At 72.8% G+C, this 14,496-nt stretch carries 12 protein-coding genes; 2 read left to right on the forward strand and 10 right to left on the reverse strand.

Annotated elements, in window-relative coordinates:
- The 4 genes from BHU15_RS22515 to BHU15_RS22530 all read right to left on the reverse strand — a co-directional run.
- Positions 1–3,099, reverse strand: a 3,099-nt coding sequence (locus BHU15_RS22515) for an ABC transporter ATP-binding protein (protein WP_107422910.1), incomplete at its 3' end; no start/stop codon positions are given.
- Positions 3,100–3,368: 269 nt separating this feature from the next.
- Entirely contained in the window at positions 3,369–5,048 is a 1,680-nt protein-coding gene (locus BHU15_RS22520) for a thiamine pyrophosphate-binding protein (protein WP_069628862.1), read from the reverse strand.
- On the reverse strand, positions 5,045–6,049 hold the full coding sequence (gene speB, locus BHU15_RS22525; RefSeq protein WP_069628863.1) for an agmatinase: 1,005 nt from the start codon (positions 6,047–6,049) through the stop codon (positions 5,045–5,047). The genes BHU15_RS22520 and speB overlap by 4 nt, the downstream gene beginning before the upstream one ends.
- Positions 6,050–6,171: 122 nt before the next feature.
- Positions 6,172–7,692 carry a sodium:solute symporter family protein gene (locus BHU15_RS22530; protein ID WP_069628864.1) on the reverse strand — a complete coding sequence of 507 codons (1,521 nt, stop codon included), beginning with the start codon at positions 7,690–7,692 and terminating at the stop codon, positions 6,172–6,174.
- Between the two features lie 128 nt (positions 7,693–7,820).
- Here BHU15_RS22530 and BHU15_RS22535 point away from each other — a divergent pair, with 128 nt between their 5' ends.
- Positions 7,821–9,266: a PucR family transcriptional regulator gene (locus tag BHU15_RS22535; protein WP_069628865.1), complete on the forward strand. Its 1,446-nt coding sequence runs from the start codon at positions 7,821–7,823 to the stop codon at positions 9,264–9,266.
- A 3-nt stretch (positions 9,267–9,269) separates the two neighbouring features.
- Here BHU15_RS22535 and BHU15_RS22540 read toward each other — a convergent pair whose 3' ends face one another.
- The 4 genes from BHU15_RS22540 to BHU15_RS22555 form a co-directional block, all read right to left on the reverse strand.
- Positions 9,270–10,133, reverse strand: a complete 864-nt coding sequence (locus tag BHU15_RS22540; protein WP_069628866.1) for a cytochrome c biogenesis CcdA family protein — start codon at positions 10,131–10,133, stop codon at positions 9,270–9,272.
- A complete protein-coding gene (locus tag BHU15_RS22545; RefSeq protein WP_069628867.1) occupies positions 10,126–10,887 on the reverse strand; it encodes a DsbA family protein in 762 nt (253 codons plus the stop codon). The genes BHU15_RS22540 and BHU15_RS22545 overlap by 8 nt, the downstream gene beginning before the upstream one ends.
- Positions 10,888–10,952: 65 nt before the next feature.
- Positions 10,953–11,453: a hypothetical protein gene (locus BHU15_RS22550; protein ID WP_069628868.1), complete on the reverse strand. Its 501-nt coding sequence runs from the start codon at positions 11,451–11,453 to the stop codon at positions 10,953–10,955.
- Between the two features lie 60 nt (positions 11,454–11,513).
- Positions 11,514–11,873 carry a hypothetical protein gene (locus tag BHU15_RS22555; protein WP_069628869.1) on the reverse strand — a complete coding sequence of 120 codons (360 nt, stop codon included), beginning with the start codon at positions 11,871–11,873 and terminating at the stop codon, positions 11,514–11,516.
- Between the two features lie 205 nt (positions 11,874–12,078).
- Here BHU15_RS22555 and BHU15_RS22560 point away from each other — a divergent pair, with 205 nt between their 5' ends.
- Complete coding sequence (locus BHU15_RS22560) at positions 12,079–12,561, forward strand: pyridoxamine 5'-phosphate oxidase family protein (protein ID WP_069628870.1); 483 nt, start codon at positions 12,079–12,081, stop codon at positions 12,559–12,561.
- On the opposite strand, the gene BHU15_RS22565 is transcribed toward BHU15_RS22560, so the two are convergent.
- On the reverse strand, positions 12,552–13,502 hold the full coding sequence (locus BHU15_RS22565) for a phosphotransferase family protein (RefSeq protein WP_069628871.1): 951 nt from the start codon (positions 13,500–13,502) through the stop codon (positions 12,552–12,554). The two genes, BHU15_RS22560 and BHU15_RS22565, sit on opposite strands and share 10 nt — an antisense overlap.
- Positions 13,499–14,473, reverse strand: a complete 975-nt coding sequence (locus BHU15_RS22570; RefSeq protein ID WP_069628872.1) for a threonine ammonia-lyase — start codon at positions 14,471–14,473, stop codon at positions 13,499–13,501. Before BHU15_RS22570 ends, BHU15_RS22565 begins: the two co-directional genes overlap by 4 nt.
- Between the last annotated feature and the right edge of the window lie 23 nt (positions 14,474–14,496).

A 14,496-nucleotide genomic window follows, 5' to 3' on the forward strand; every position in this document is an offset into this window, starting at 1 on the left:
CTTCGTCAGTACGACGGCCTCCCCGCCCGCGACAGGTACGACGGCCTCCCCGCCCGCGACAGGTACGACGGCCTCGTCCGGGTCGCCGGCGCCGCCGCCCTCCACCAGGCCGCCCTCCAGGGTCCCGTACGCGAAGTGCACGTCCTCGAAGGCGATCTCGCCGCGCAGAGACTCCACGGCCAGCGGCTTCGTCGCCGCCTCCGTGGAGGTCGGCTCGCGCAGCAGCTCCTGGATGCGCCCCAGCGAGACGGTGGCCTGCTGGTAGCCGTCGAAGACCTGCGACAGCTGCTGCACGGGCGCGAAGAACAGCTCGATGTACAGCAGATACGCGACGAGCGCGCCGGTGGTGAGCGTCCCCGCCTCCACCCGGCCCGCGCCGACGATCAGCACGGCCGCCGCCGCCACGGAGGACAGCAGCTGGACGAAGGGGAAGTAGACGGAGATCAGCCACTGACCGCGTACCCGCGCCTGCCGGTAGTGGTCGCTGCGGCCGGCGAAGCGCTCCGCGCCGTCCTTCTCGCGGCCGAAGGCCTGGACGATGCGCAGCCCGGACACGGACTCCTGGAGGTCGGCGTTGACGACGCTCACGCGTTCGCGCGCCAGCTCGTACGCCTTGACGCTCTTGCGGCGGAAGAAGACGGTGCCGACGATCAGCACGGGCAGTGTCGCGAAGACGACCAGTGCCAGCCCCACGTCGATGACGAGCAGCACGACGAGGATGCCGAAGAAGGTGACGACGGAGACGAAGGCGGTGACGAGCCCCGTCTGCAGGAAGGTCGACAGCGCGTCGACGTCCGTCGTCATGCGGGTCATGATGCGGCCGGTCAACTCGCGTTCGTAGTAGTCGAGTCCGAGCCGCTGGAGCTGGGCGAAGATCTTCAGGCGCAGCGAGTACAGGACGCGTTCACCGGTGCGGCCGGTCATCCGGGTCTCGCCGATCTGGGCGATCCACTGGACGGACACGACCAGCAGACCGAGCAGGGACGCCGCCCACACGGCGCCGAGCGCGAGCTGTTCCACGCCTTCGTCGATGCCGTGCCGGATCAGGACCGGCAGCAGCAGGCCCATACCGGCGTCGACCGCGACGAGGGCGAGGCTGGCGGCCAGTGGCAGTCCGAAGCCGCGCAGGAGGCGCCTGAGCCCGTACGACGACTCGGCGGCGACGGCGCGGGCCTCGTCGACGGCCGGGACGTCGGTGGCCGGGGGCAGCGCCTCGACCTGCGCGAGGAGTTCGGGCGTCGCGCCGGGCGCGGCGGACTCCTCGGCGGGTGCCTCCGCGCGTTCCCACAGGGTGGGGGTGATACCGCGTTCGGCGTCGAACTCGGCGTCCAGTTCCTCCTGGACGGTGCGGTCGTCCGGCGCGGACGCGGGGCCCACGACGGCCGGGACGTGGCCCGGGGAGACGCCGCCCAGCTCGTCCGGGTCGGTGAGCAGCCGGCGGTAGAGGGCGGAGCGTTCCTGGAGTTCGTCGTGGGTGCCGATGTCGGCGAGCCGTCCCTCGTCCAGGACGGCGATGCGGTCGGCGAGGCCGAGGGTGGAGCGGCGGTGGGCGATGAGCAGCGTCGTACGGCCGGCCATCACCGAGCGCAGCGCCTCGTGGATCTCGTGTTCGACGCGGGCGTCGACGGCGGACGTGGCGTCGTCCAGGAGCAGCAGCCGGGGGTCGGTGAGGATGGCGCGGGCCAGGGCGATGCGCTGGCGCTGGCCGCCGGAGAGGGTCAGGCCCTGTTCGCCGACGGCGGTGTCGTAGCCGGCGGGCAGGTCGGCGATGAAGCGGTCGGCCTGGGCGGCGCGGACGGCGCGTTCGATCTCCTCGTCGGTGGCGTCGGGTCTGCCGTAGGCGATGTTGGCGCGGACGGTGTCGGAGAAGAGGAAGCTGTCCTCGGGGACGAGTCCGATGGCGGAGCGCAGGGAGTCGAGGGTCAGTTCGCGTACGTCGTGGCCGCCGACGAGGACGGCGCCGTGCGTGACGTCGTAGAAACGCGGCAGGAGCAGCGACACGGTGGACTTGCCGCTGCCGGACGAGCCGACGACGGCGACGGTCTCGCCGGGGCGGATCTCCAGGGAGAAGCCGTCGAGGACGGTGCGGCCGTCTCCGTAGGAGAACGTCACGTCGTCGAACTCGACGGATGCCTCGGCGTCGGCGGGGAGGTCCTTCGTGCCGTCCTGGATGGACGGTTCGGTGTCGATGAGTTCGAGGACGCGCTCGACACCCGCGCGGGCCTGCTGGCCGACGGTCAGGACCATGGCGAGCATCCGGACGGGCCCGATGAGCTGTGCGAGGTAGGTGGAGAAGGCGACGAACGTGCCGAGGGTGATCTGGCCCCGGGTGGCGAGCCAGCCGCCGAGGGCGAGCATCGCGACCTGTCCGAAGGCTGGTACGGCCTGGAGGGCGGGGGTGTAGCGGGAGTTGAGCCTGATCGTACGCAGCCGGCCGGCGAACAGTTTGCGGCCGGCGGCGCGCAGCTTGCCGGTCTCCTGCTCCTCCTGGCCGAAGCCCTTGACGACGCGTACGCCGGAGACGGACCCGTCGACGACTCCCGCGACGGTCGCGGCCTGCGACTGGGCGTACCAGGTGGCGGGGTGCAGGCGGGTGCGGCTGCGGCGGGCGATGTACCAGAGGGCGGGGGCGACGGCGAGGGCGACGAGGGTCAGGGGCAGCGACAGCCACGCCATGATCACGAGGGAGATGACGAAGAGCAGGACGTTGCCGATCGTCATCGGCAGCATGAAGAGCAGGCCCTGGATGAGCTGGAGGTCGCTGGTGGCGCGGCCGATGACCTGTCCGGTGGACAGTTCGTCCTGGCGGCGGCCGTCGAGCCCCGCGATGGTGCCGTACATCTCCGTACGGAGGTCGTGCTGGACGTCCAGGGCGAGGCGTCCGCCGTAGTAGCGGCGGATGTAGGTCATGGCGTAGATGACGACGGCCGCGGCTATCAGCAGGCCGGTCCAGACGGCGATGGACCGGGTGCCGGTGCCGATCACGTCGTCGATGACGACCTTGGTGATGAGGGGGACGAGCGCCATGACGGCCATGCCGGCGAGGGACGAGCCGAGGGCGAGGACGACGTTGCGCCGGTAGCGCCAGGCGTAGCCCATCAGACGGCGGGCCCAGCCGGCGTCGCCGCCGCTCGCCGCCGTCTCCTGTGCCTCGTCGTCCCGCGGGTCTGTCCGCTCCGCCGCCACTGTCGCCGCCCCTCCGTCGCCCTGCCGTTTTTGTCGGTACGCGGGCATCCCCCGTGGACCCCTGCCGGAAGGCATCAACGCGTCCACGTGCGGATTTCATCCCACCGCAACAAATACCCGTCGCTGGTCGCAGTCGCCCGTCGGAGGGACCAGGACTGATGACCGAGTACGGCGGGGGCTTCTCAGGTCAGGTGGGTGGGGGCGAACAGCTTCAGGAGCGCCGGGAGCACCACCACGGACGGTCCGGGGGCCGCCAGCGCCTTCGACAGGTCCTCGCGCAGCGTCTCGGGGCTCGTACGGACCGCGGGGACGCCGAAGGACTCGGCGAGGGCGACGAAGTCCGGGCGGGCCAGCTCGGTGCCGGTGGTCTCGCCGAAGGCGTCCGTCATGTACTCGCGCAGGATGCCGTAGCCGCCGTCGTCCACGATCAGCCAGGTGACGGGGAGGTCGTACTGGCGGGCGGTGGCCAGCTCGGCGATCGAGTACATCGCGCCGCCGTCGCCGGAGACCGCGAGGACGGGCTTCGTGGCGTCGGCCGCCGCCGCGCCGATGGCGGCCGGGAAGCCGTAGCCGAGCCCGCCGGCGCCCTGGCCGGAGTGCATCGGGCCCGGCCAGGCGGACCAGGCCCAGTAGGCGAGGATCGTCATGTCCCAGAAGCTGGGCGCGGTGGCGGGCAGCGCCTCTCTTACGGAGGCGAGCACCCGCTGCTCCAGGGCGAGGTCCTGGGCGTCGAGCCGGGCGCGTACCTTCTCCAGGACCGTACGGACGGCGTCCCGCGCGGCCTCGGCGCCCTTTCTGCCGGTCACGGACTCCAGGAGCGCGGACAGCGCCTCGCGGGCGTCGGCGTGGATGCCGAGGGCCGGGAGGTTGGACTCCAGCTTGCCGAGGTCGGCCTCGATCTGGATGACCCGGCCGCGGGGGCGGAAGGTGTAGTAGTTGGAGGACAGTTCGCCGAGCCCGGAGCCGACGACGAGCACGACGTCGGCGTCCTCCAGGAAGTCGGTGGTGTGCCGGTCCTCCAGCCAGGACTGGAGCGACAGGGGGTGCTCCCACGGGAAGGCGCCCTTGCCGCCGAAGGTGGTGACGACGGGGGCGTTGAGCTTCTCCGCGAGGGCCCGCAGCTTGCCGGCCGCGTCCGCCCGTACGACTCCGCCGCCCGCGATGATCACGGGGCGCAGGGCGTGCGACAGGGCGTGCGCCGCCACGGCGATCAGTTCGGGGCGCGGCAGCAGTTCGCGCGGGGTGGCGTCGACGGCGGTGACGAGCGGGAGCGTCGTCTCCTTGAGGAGGATGTCCTGGGGGATCTCGACCCAGACGGGTCCGTGCGGAGCGGTGAGCGCGGACTCCCAGGCGGCGGCGATCGCGGACGGGATCTGGGAGGCCGTACGGACGAGGTGGACGGACTTGACGATGTCGCGGAACGAGGCCTGCTGGTCGCGCAGTTCGTGCAAGTAGCCGTGCCGGCCGCCGCCGAGGCCGGCCGACGGGATCTGGCTGGAGATCGCGAGCACGGGCGACGACGCGGCGGCGGCCTCCTGGAGCGCGGCGAGTGAGGTGAGCGCGCCCGGCCCGGTGGAGAGCAGCAGGGGCGCGACCTCGCCGGTGACGCGGCCGTAGGCGTCGGCGGCGAACCCGGCGTTGTTCTCGACGCGCAGTCCGACGTAGTCCAGGTCGGAGCGGCGCAGCGCGTCGAACATGCCGAGCGCGTGCTGGCCCGGCAGACCGAAGACGGTGGTGGCGCCGAGGCCGTGGAGGGTCTCCACGACGAGGTCGCCGCCGTTGCGCCCGGCGGGCGGGTTCAGGGCCAGCTCGGTCTGCTCGGGGGTGTACCGGGGGATCTCGTGGTGGTGGTCGTGAGTCACTTCGCGCGGTCCTCCGCGATCTGGCGGGACATGATCGTGGTCAGCTCGTACGCCGTGTGGGAGGCGGCGACGGAGGTGATCTCCGCGTGGTCGTACGCGGGGGCGACCTCGACCACGTCGGCGGACACGAGGTGGCAGGAGGCCAGTCCCCGCAGGATTTCGAGGAGTTCGCGGGAGGTGAGCCCGCCCGCCTCGGGGGTGCCGGTGCCGGGCGCGTGCGCCGGGTCGAGCACGTCGATGTCGATGGAGATGTACAGCGGTCGGTCCCCGATGCGCTGCCGCAGCTGGTCGGCGACCTCGTCCACGCCGCGCCGCATGACGTCGGCGGAGGTGACGATGCCGAAGCCCATCCGGTGGTCGTCGTCCAGGTCCTTCTTGCCGTAGAGCGGCCCGCGGGTGCCGACGTGCGACAGCGCCTCCGTGTCGAGGATGCCTTCCTCGACGGCGCGGCGGAACGGGGTGCCGTGGGTGTACTCGGCGCCGAAGTACGTGTCCCAGGTGTCCAGGTGCGCGTCGAAGTGGAGCAGGGCGACGGGGCCGTGCTTCTTGGCGACGGAGCGCAGCAGGGGCAGCGCGATGGTGTGGTCGCCGCCGAGCGTCATCAGGCGGGCGCCGGTGCCGAGCAGGTCGTCGGCCGCCGCCTCGATCGTGTCGACGGCCTCGTTGATGTTGAACGGGTTGGCGGCGATGTCACCGGCGTCGGCGACCTGGGCGAGCGCGAACGGCGACGCGTCCTGGGCCGGGTTGTACGGGCGCAGCAGCCGGGACGCCTCGCGGATGGCGTTGCCGCCGAAGCGGGCGCCGGGCCGGTAGGACACGCCGCTGTCGAAGGGGACCCCGACCACGGCGACATCGGCGGCCCCGACCTCGTCCAGCCTGGGGAGGCGGGCGAAGGTGGCGGGGCCCGCGTACCGGGGCACGCGGGAGGAGTCGACGGGCCCTCGCGGGCCGCCGTCCCGGCCGGTGGCGGCGGTGTTGTCGGGTCCTGCTGCGCTGCTCATGCCTGTCGAGCCCTCTCGTGGTGCGTGTACGTGTCCAGCATGCCCCTGGCCACTGACAATGGGTGCGGCGCCCTCCCGGACCCCTCCCGGAGCCTCCCGGCGGGCGCCGCCGGGACCCGGGGTCAGCCCGCGCTGCCCGCCGGGACGGAGCCGGGCCGGGCGGCGTCGCCGCTCTCGTCCGGACCCTCGCCGTCCCCGTCCCCGCCCTCGCCTGCGAGGCGGCGGCGCCACGCGGCCAGCACGGCCGCGTCCGTCGGCTTCGTCGCCAGGCTGACGACGACGTAGACGACCAGCGAGGCGATCAGCCCGTAGTAGATGGGCTCGTTGGCCAGGATGCCGTACGCGGTCATCAGGCCGATCACCGAGAGTCCGCCGACGATCATCGAGGCGAGCGCGCCCTGCACGGTGCCGCGCTTCCACAGGAGGCCGCCGAGGATGGGCACCAGCAGTCCGCCGACGAGGAGGTTGTAGGCGACGGTCAGTGCCCCGACGACGTCGTTGAGCGCGATGGCGATGCAGATGACGGCGAGGCCCATGACCAGGATGAAGGCGCGGTTGTCCTTCACCTCGTCCCGCTCCCCCACCGTGTCCGTCCGCCCCTCGCGCTGCCCGACGAGGCTGCGCAGCCGCGCCCAGATGTCGTTGTTGGCGACGGTGGCGCAGGCGATCAGCGCTCCGGACGACGTCGACATCACGGCGGCGAGGGCGGCGGCCAGCACCAGTCCCCGTACGCCGGGCGGCAGTTCGTCCTTGACGATGGTGGCGAACGCGTCGTCGGCGCTCGGCAGCTTCGGGTAGAGCACCTTGGCTGCGGTGCCGATGACGGCTCCGGCTATCGCGTAGACGAGACAGTAGGTACCGGCGACGGTGCCGCCCCAGCGGGCCGTCCTGTCGCCGCGCGCGGTGAACACGCGCTGCCAGATGTCCTGCCCGATCAGCATGCCGAAGGTGTAGATCAGCACGTACGTGAAGATCGTCTCGCCGCCGATGCCCAGCGGGTCGAAGTACTCGGTGGGAAGCCGCTCCTTCATCTCGCTGAAGCCGCCCGCCTTCACGACGGCGATGGGCAGCAGGAGCAGCAGCACACCGATCGTCTTGACGACGAACTGCACCATGTCCGTGAGCGTGATCGACCACATGCCGCCGAGCGTGGAGTACGCCACCACGATGGCGCCGCCCAGGATGATCGCGACGGTGCGGTGCATGTCGAAGAGGACGTCGAAGATCGTGGCGTACGCGATGGTCGAGGTGACCGCGAGCATCAGTGTGTAGGCCCACATGACGAGCCCGGAGATGATGCCGGCGCGTCCTCCGTACCGAAGGTCGAGCATCTCGGAGACGGTGTAGACCTTCAGCCGGGCGATGCGCGCGGAGAAGAACACCGACAGGGCCAGGAGTCCGAGACCGATGGTGAAGACCATCCAGGCGCCGGAGAGGCCGTACTTGTAGCCGAGGCCGACGCCGCCGATGGTGGAGGCGCCGCCGAGGACGATGGCGGCCATGGTGCCGGAGTACATCCAGGGGCCGAGCCTGCGGCCCGCCACCAGGAACTCGCTCTTGGACTTGGCGCGGCGCATGCCCCACCAGCCCATGGCGAGCATGCCGGCGAGATAGACGACGATCACCGCGTAGTCCACAGCCATGGGGCTTCCTCCTGCTACTGATCAACTCCGGGGTGCTGCTCTTGTGCGTGTCGACGGTAGGTGGCCGGAAAGCAACGCTGAAGTGTACGTTTCATCCATTCTTTTCACCGCTGATGGATGGATCATCCATGCCGGAACCTTCCGCTCCGCCCACCCCGCCGGTCCCGCTGGCCGCACTGCTCGCCGACGCCACGCTCGGCCTGCGCCTGATCGCGGGCCTGCCGGACGCGCGGGGCGAGGGCGCGGAGGGTGTGGCCGTCCACTGGGTGCACACCTCGGAGATGGCCGACCCGTACCCGTATCTGCTCGGGGGTGAGCTGCTGCTGACCGCGGGCGTGCAGCTGACGGACGCGCACGCCGACACCTATGTGAGGAGGGTCGTCGAGGCGGGCGCGACGGCGCTCGGCTTCGGGGTCGCGCCGGTGTACGACACGGTCCCGGCCGGTCTGGTCGAGGCGTGCGACCGCCATGGGCTGCCGCTGCTGGAGATCCCGCCGCGCACCCCGTTCACGACCGTGGCGCGCGGGGTGTGGCGGCTGATGGCCGAGGCCCGCCACCGCGAGTTGCGCCGGGTCACCGAGGCCCAGCAGGGCCTCGCGGCGGCTGCCGCCCGCCCGGACCCGGTCCCGGCGGTGCTGCGCCAGCTCGCGGTGCGGCTCGGCGGGCGCGCGGTGCTGTACGCCCCGGACGGCGCGGAGCTGCACGCCACGGGCAGCGACCCGGCGCCCGGATCCCGTACGGCGCTGGCCCGGCTGTCGCGCCTGGTGAACCCGCCGCACGGCACGGCCGCCGACACGGTGGGCGGCGCGCGCCTGGCCGCGTACGCGCTGGGCGGCGGCCAGGGCCTGGTCCTGGGGGTCGCCGCCGGCCGCAGGGAGGCGGGCGACCACACCGTCACGGGCGTGGCCGTCGTCCTGCTGTCGCTGCTCACGGCCCCGCACCAGGGCGCGGCGGAGGCGGCGCGCTCGGCGGCGCTCGTACGGCTCCTGCTGGGCGCGGCACCCACCGAGGCGGCGCCGCTGCTCGGTCCCGGCCCGTGGAGCGTGGTGCACGGGCACGGCGGCGACACGCCGTTCGCGGCGTCGGCGCTGGCGGCGGCGCTCGGCAGCGCGCTGGCCGAGACGGACGGCACGACGGTCCGCGTCCTCACCGACCGCCCGGTCACCGCGCAGCCGGGCTGGGCGCTGGGCGTGAGCGCGCCGGCCGCCCCCGCAGCGCTGCCGGAGGCCGACGCCCAGGCGGCCCGCGCGCTGCGCCGTGCGGAGGCGACCCGGGCCGACCTCGTGCACCACCACGAGCCCGGCCCGGACGCCCTGACGGCGCTCGTACCTCCTGAAGAGGCGGCGGCGCACGCCCGTTCCCGGCTGGCCCCGCTCGCCGGGTCCCCCGCGCTGACGGAGACCCTGCGGACCTGGCTCTCCCTGCACGGCAGTTGGGACCGTACGGCGGTGGCCCTGGCGGTCCACCGCAACACGGTGCGCCAGCGTGTCGCCCGCTGCGCGACGCTGCTGGACGCGGACCTGGACGAGGCGGACGTACGGATGGAGCTGTGGTTCGCGCTGCGGTGGCTGTGAGCTTCACCGGCCCGCGGGCAGCTCACTTTCTGCGGTGTCCGTCGCCCGCTCGCGCGGTGGCCGCAGCAGGACGACGACAGCGGCGACGGCGGCCACACCGGCCAGGGCCAGCAGGACGAGCCGGTCGGACACCGCCGCGCCGAGATCCGACAGCCGCCGCTCCAGGGTGAACTCGGCATCCGTACTGAGGAGGGACGGCAGGGCGGAGGTGCCGTCGAAGACCAGGAAGGCCACGCCGAGGACGACGAACAGGCTCCCGCCGACGAGTGACGTGCTGTGCAGCGACAGCCGTCCCACCCTGATCTCCCTGCCTCGCAGCCACCGTTTGCGGCCCAGCTCGAACCGGTCCCACAGCAGGGCCAGGACGAACATCGGCACGGCCATGCCGAGGGCGTAGACGGCGAGCAGCGCCCCGCCGTGCCAGGGGTCGCCGCCGACGGCCGCGACCGTGAGGATCCCACCGAGGATGGGCCCCGCGCAGAATCCGGCCAGTCCGTACACCGCGCCGAGGGCGAACACCGACAGCGCCGACCCGGAGCGGCGCGTTCCCGCCGCCCGCGCGATGCGCCGCGAACCGAAGCCGAGCCCGAGGATCTGCGCGACGCCGAGCGCGACGACCGTCCAGCCGCCGATGAGCACGAGCAGATCGCGGTTGCCGTAGAAGAGCCTGCTCGTGAACGAGCCCGCCACCCCGAGCGGCACCAGCGTGGTGCACAGGCCCGCGTAGAAGACGACCGTGCGGCCGAGGAGCCTGGTGCGGCTGGTGAACGAGTAGGCGAAGAAGGCGGGCAGGAGCAGCGCGCTGCACGGGCTGAGCAGGGCCAGCAGCCCGCCCAGCAGGGCGACCGCCAGCGTGGCGTCACTCATGGGGGTCCGCCGTCTTCGCCGCCTTCGCGGCGGCCTTGACGGCCTCGTGGAAGGTCTCGGCGGGCTGCGCGCCGAGGATCGGTGTGCCGTTGACGAGGAACGCCGGGGTGCTGGTCACCCCCAGGCCGTAGCCCTCCTCCTGGTCCCGGCCCAGCGCGCCGCGCGCCTTCTCGGACGCCAGGTCGGTCTTGAACCGCTCGATGTCGGGCACGCCCGCCGTACGGGCCATCGCGACCAGCCGGTCCTCGCTGAACTCCCCGGTGTTGCGCTCGCGCTTCTCGGCGTAGGCGACATCGTGGAACTCCCAGAACTTCTTCTGCCGGCCGGCCGCCCAGCCCGCCAGCGCGGCCTGCTCCGACTCCTCGCCGAAGAGGGGGAAGTTGCGCCACTCGATGCGCAGGATTCCCTTGTCCACGTAGGAGCGCATCAGTTCCGGCTTGGTCTCGCGGGCGAACTGCCCGCAGAAGGGGCACTGGAAGTCGCTGTACTCGATCATGACGACCGGGGCGTCGGCCCGGCCGACGGCCAGCGTGTCCGACGCGTCGCGCCGGGCGAGGGCCAGCAGGCGCTCGTCGGCGGGCGCCGGCGCACCGGTCTCGACGGCCGCCGCGGGGCCCCGGGCCGGGGAGTCGCCGTCGTCGGAGCCGCCCAGGGTCAGGGCGAAGGCCGCCGTCGCGGCGGCGGCGACGAGGACGGCGCCGGCGATGATCCGCCGGCGGTCGGGGCGGCGGGAGGAAGGGGTTCGTACGGTCAAGACGCACCTCTCCTGAAGAGGAGGAAGAAAGAAGAACAGAACGAAGGACCCGAAGGACCTGAAGGTCAGCGGGAGATCGGCACCGACGCGGGCACCGGGCAGGCGCCCTGTGCGTTCAGCCGGCGCAGCGCGGCCTCCGCGAGCAGCACGACGGAGGCGACCGCCAGCAACGGCTGCACGGGCGCCCAGTACGTGAGGGCGCCGGAGGTGCCGAGCAGCAGCAGGACGAGCTTGTTGCAGACGGGGCAGCCCACCGCGAGGAAGGACAGGATCCCTCCGACGGCGCCGAGCCGGCCGCCGTCGGGGCGCTGTCGCGTGGACAGGGGGCGTCCTACGAAGGTGCTCAGGACGATCCCGGCCAGTACGGCGGTGAGGGCGAGGGCCGGGTAGTTCCACCACTGGACGGGAACCGAGCGGGAGAACAGCGGGTTGGGCACCACATCGGTCGGCGCCCCGACGGCGAGCGCCGTCAGCAGCGCGCCGACGGCCGCCACGGCCCATTGGCCGGACCGCCATTCGCGCAGCGCGAGACCCGCCCGGCGCGCGGAGCGCGGGGAAGCGGACATGCTGGAGTTACTCCGTTTTCAAGGATTCGGGGGTGTTGGACCGACGCGTGACGCGTCGGTCTAGATCCTGAGAACGGAGTGCAGCGGGAGTATCGGAGCGGGCGGGGCGGGTCCCGACGGCCGGCAGCGGCCCTCCTCGGCGAAGGGACGCGTCAGCCCGGTGTCGGCGACGTGCGAGGCGGGAAGCGGAGAGACCCTCGGGCCGCTGTCGGCGCGCTGGGGGCCGGTCTCGAGGACGGCCTTCTTCCCGCAGGGAGCGGCGGAACCGCCCGGCTGGTCCGCGAGATCGGCCGAAGCGTTCACGGCGTACGCCGGACCGCCGGCGACCGGCGGGCTTTCCACGGCGCCGGCCCGTGCGGGTCCCAGGACGCACAGCAGGGTGACGACCCCGACGAGCAGAGCCAGCAGACCACGGCTCACAGGCGCCGCCGTACGCGCCACTGTTCGCCCCATCGGTCACCGCCTCTCCCCCGCCACTCTAGCCACCCGGCTCCGCCCGTCCGCGCGGCGACCCCGCCTCCTCCTGTTCGGCGGTCAACTCGTCTGCGACCTGGGCTCATCGGTCGCTGGGAGTAGGTCCCGCGCCCCAGGCGCGATCCGCGACGCCTGGCTAGGGTCGGTCCTCATGGAGACCACGGGAACCGTCGGCCGCGAGCCGGCGGAGCGGATACGCGACGCTCTGGCGCGGCTCACCACCGAGCGGGATGTATGGGTGTCGACGGCCCACCCCGATCACGGTCCGCACCAGGTGCCGCTGTGGTTCCTGTGGGACGGGCAGGCGGTGTGGATGTGCACGGGCGCCACGTCGGTGACGGTGCGAAACGTCCGCGAGGAGCCGCGCGTGCGCCTGTCGCTGCCGGACACCTTCGACGTGGTGCTCCTCCAGGGGGAGGCACGGTGCTTCCCGGACCGGGAGGTGCCCGCGGAGGCGGCGGACGCGTTCGCCGGCAAGTTCGGTTGGGATCCGCGCGCGGAGGAGGGTTCCTTCGTGTACGTACGCGTGGTCCCGAGGACGGTACGCGCGTGGCGCGGCGAGCCGGAGCTGCGCGGGCGGGTCGTCATGCGCGACGGGGTGTGGCTGCGGCAGGCGGGCCGGCCTCACGCGTAGCGGTCCAGCAGCGCCTCGACGTAAGCCTCCAGTCGGCCGGCCAGCACGGTCGGGGTCAGGTCGGTGCGCCCCGACTCCCGCCAGGGCACGGCGACTTTCTCGGCGTCCGGTGCGAAGGCCAGCGCGTCCAGCAGGCGCCAGTACAGGTGCGCGGCGCGGTCCTCGTCCAGTGAGCCGCCCGCTTCGGTGTAGCGGTCGGCGAAGCTCATGCCCGCAGGGACGCCGTGCAGCAGCGCCAGGGCGGTCGAGCAGTGCGCCACGTCCAGGTCGGCCGGTCCCCAGGAGGTCTCCACCCAGTCGACCACGCCGCTGACTCGCTGGTCGTCGCCCGCACCGTCGAACAGGACGTTGCCGGGGTGGAAGTCGCGGTGCAGGAACCGGGGCCGGCAGCCGGGCGGATCGCGCCGGATGACGTCCACGGCGCGCCGCCACAGCTCGGGGCGCCCGGTGGCCGGGGGCACGGTCACCCGCTCGGGGGCGGTCCATGCCTCGTAGGTCCGCGGCCGGGTCTCCTCGCTCACCCGTACGCGGTGGATGCCCACCAGTTGACGGGCCAGCAGCTCGGCTCGCCGGTCCGATCCCTCGTCGGTCAGCCGGACCGTGCCCGGCAGCAGGGTCATGAGCAACGAGGGGTGGTCGCAGTGCTCGGCCGTGGCGTCGACGGCCACGAGCCGGGCGGCGGGCACACCGGTGGCTTCGAGCAGCCGCTGGACGCTCGCCTCGCGTGTCAGCAGCCCTTCGGCGTGCCGGACGTAGAACGGCTTGACGAAGGACCGGAGCACCAGCGAACGCCGTCCTCCCGGCCCGCGGATGTCCAGCCGGCGCATCTCGGACGTCCAGCCCCCACGCAGGCGCACGACGTCTTCGACGCGCTCCGCCGGGGGCAGCCGCTTCTCCACCCAGGCGCGCGTCGCGCCCCAGCTCCGGCCGTCGTCCGTCATGTCTTCCCCCCGGCGCCGATCCAGCGGCGGTAGGCGTCCATGTCGACGTTGCCGCCGCACACGACGGTGGCCACATGCCGGCCGGCGAAGCGGTCGCGGTCTTCGAGAACGGCCGCGATGCCGAGCGCGGCCGACGGTTCGACGATCAGGCCGGCGTGGTCGTGGAGCATCCGCATACCGGCGATGATCGACGCCTCCTGGACCAGGACGGCGTCGTCGGCGACCAGGAGGAGATCGTCCAGGACGGCCGGGATGGGGAATCGGCCGGCGACACCGTCGGCGATGGTGTCGGCCGACTCGGTTGTCACGACGCGCCGTTGACGCCACGAACGCGTCATCGCCGGTGCGCCCAGCGGCTGGACGCAGATCACCTCGACACCGGGCGCCAGGGCCTTCAGCACATGCCCCACCCCGGTGGCCAGCGCCCCGCCGCCGAGAGCGATCAGGACGGCGTCGAACGACGGGGCGGCGTCCGCCAGTTCCAGACCTATGGTCGCCGCGCCTTCGCAGGTCTCGATGTCCAGACTGTCCTCGACCAGCCGGATCCCGTCGTACCGCGCGATCTCCGCGGCCCGCTCACGCGCCAACTCGTGGTCACCGTCCACCAGTTCCAGCGTGGCGCCCAGCGCGCGGATCCGGTCGAGCTTGGCCCGCGTCGCGAAGCGCGACGCCACGACCCGCACGCCGAGCCCCCGGCCACGACCGGACCAGGCGAGGGCCTGCCCAAGATTCCCCGCACTGGCACAGACCACCTCCCGCGCCCCCTCGCCACCAAGCAGACTCGCGACCACCTCGGTCCCGCGCCCCTTGAAGCTGCGCACGGGGTTCGCCGTCTCCAGCTTGACACTCACGGCACACCCGAGCCCGGGCTCCAGCGCCTCGCAGCGGTAGAGCGGAGTGTCGAGAAAGACGGGATCGATCAGCCGCCTGGCCGCCCGTATCCGACCGGTGTCGAGACGCGTCTGCTCCACGACACAGGAGCGTAGCGGCCCGC

The organism is Streptomyces niveus (assembly GCF_001723055.1).
Classification (GTDB): Bacteria; Actinomycetota; Actinomycetes; order Streptomycetales; family Streptomycetaceae; genus Streptomyces; species Streptomyces niveus.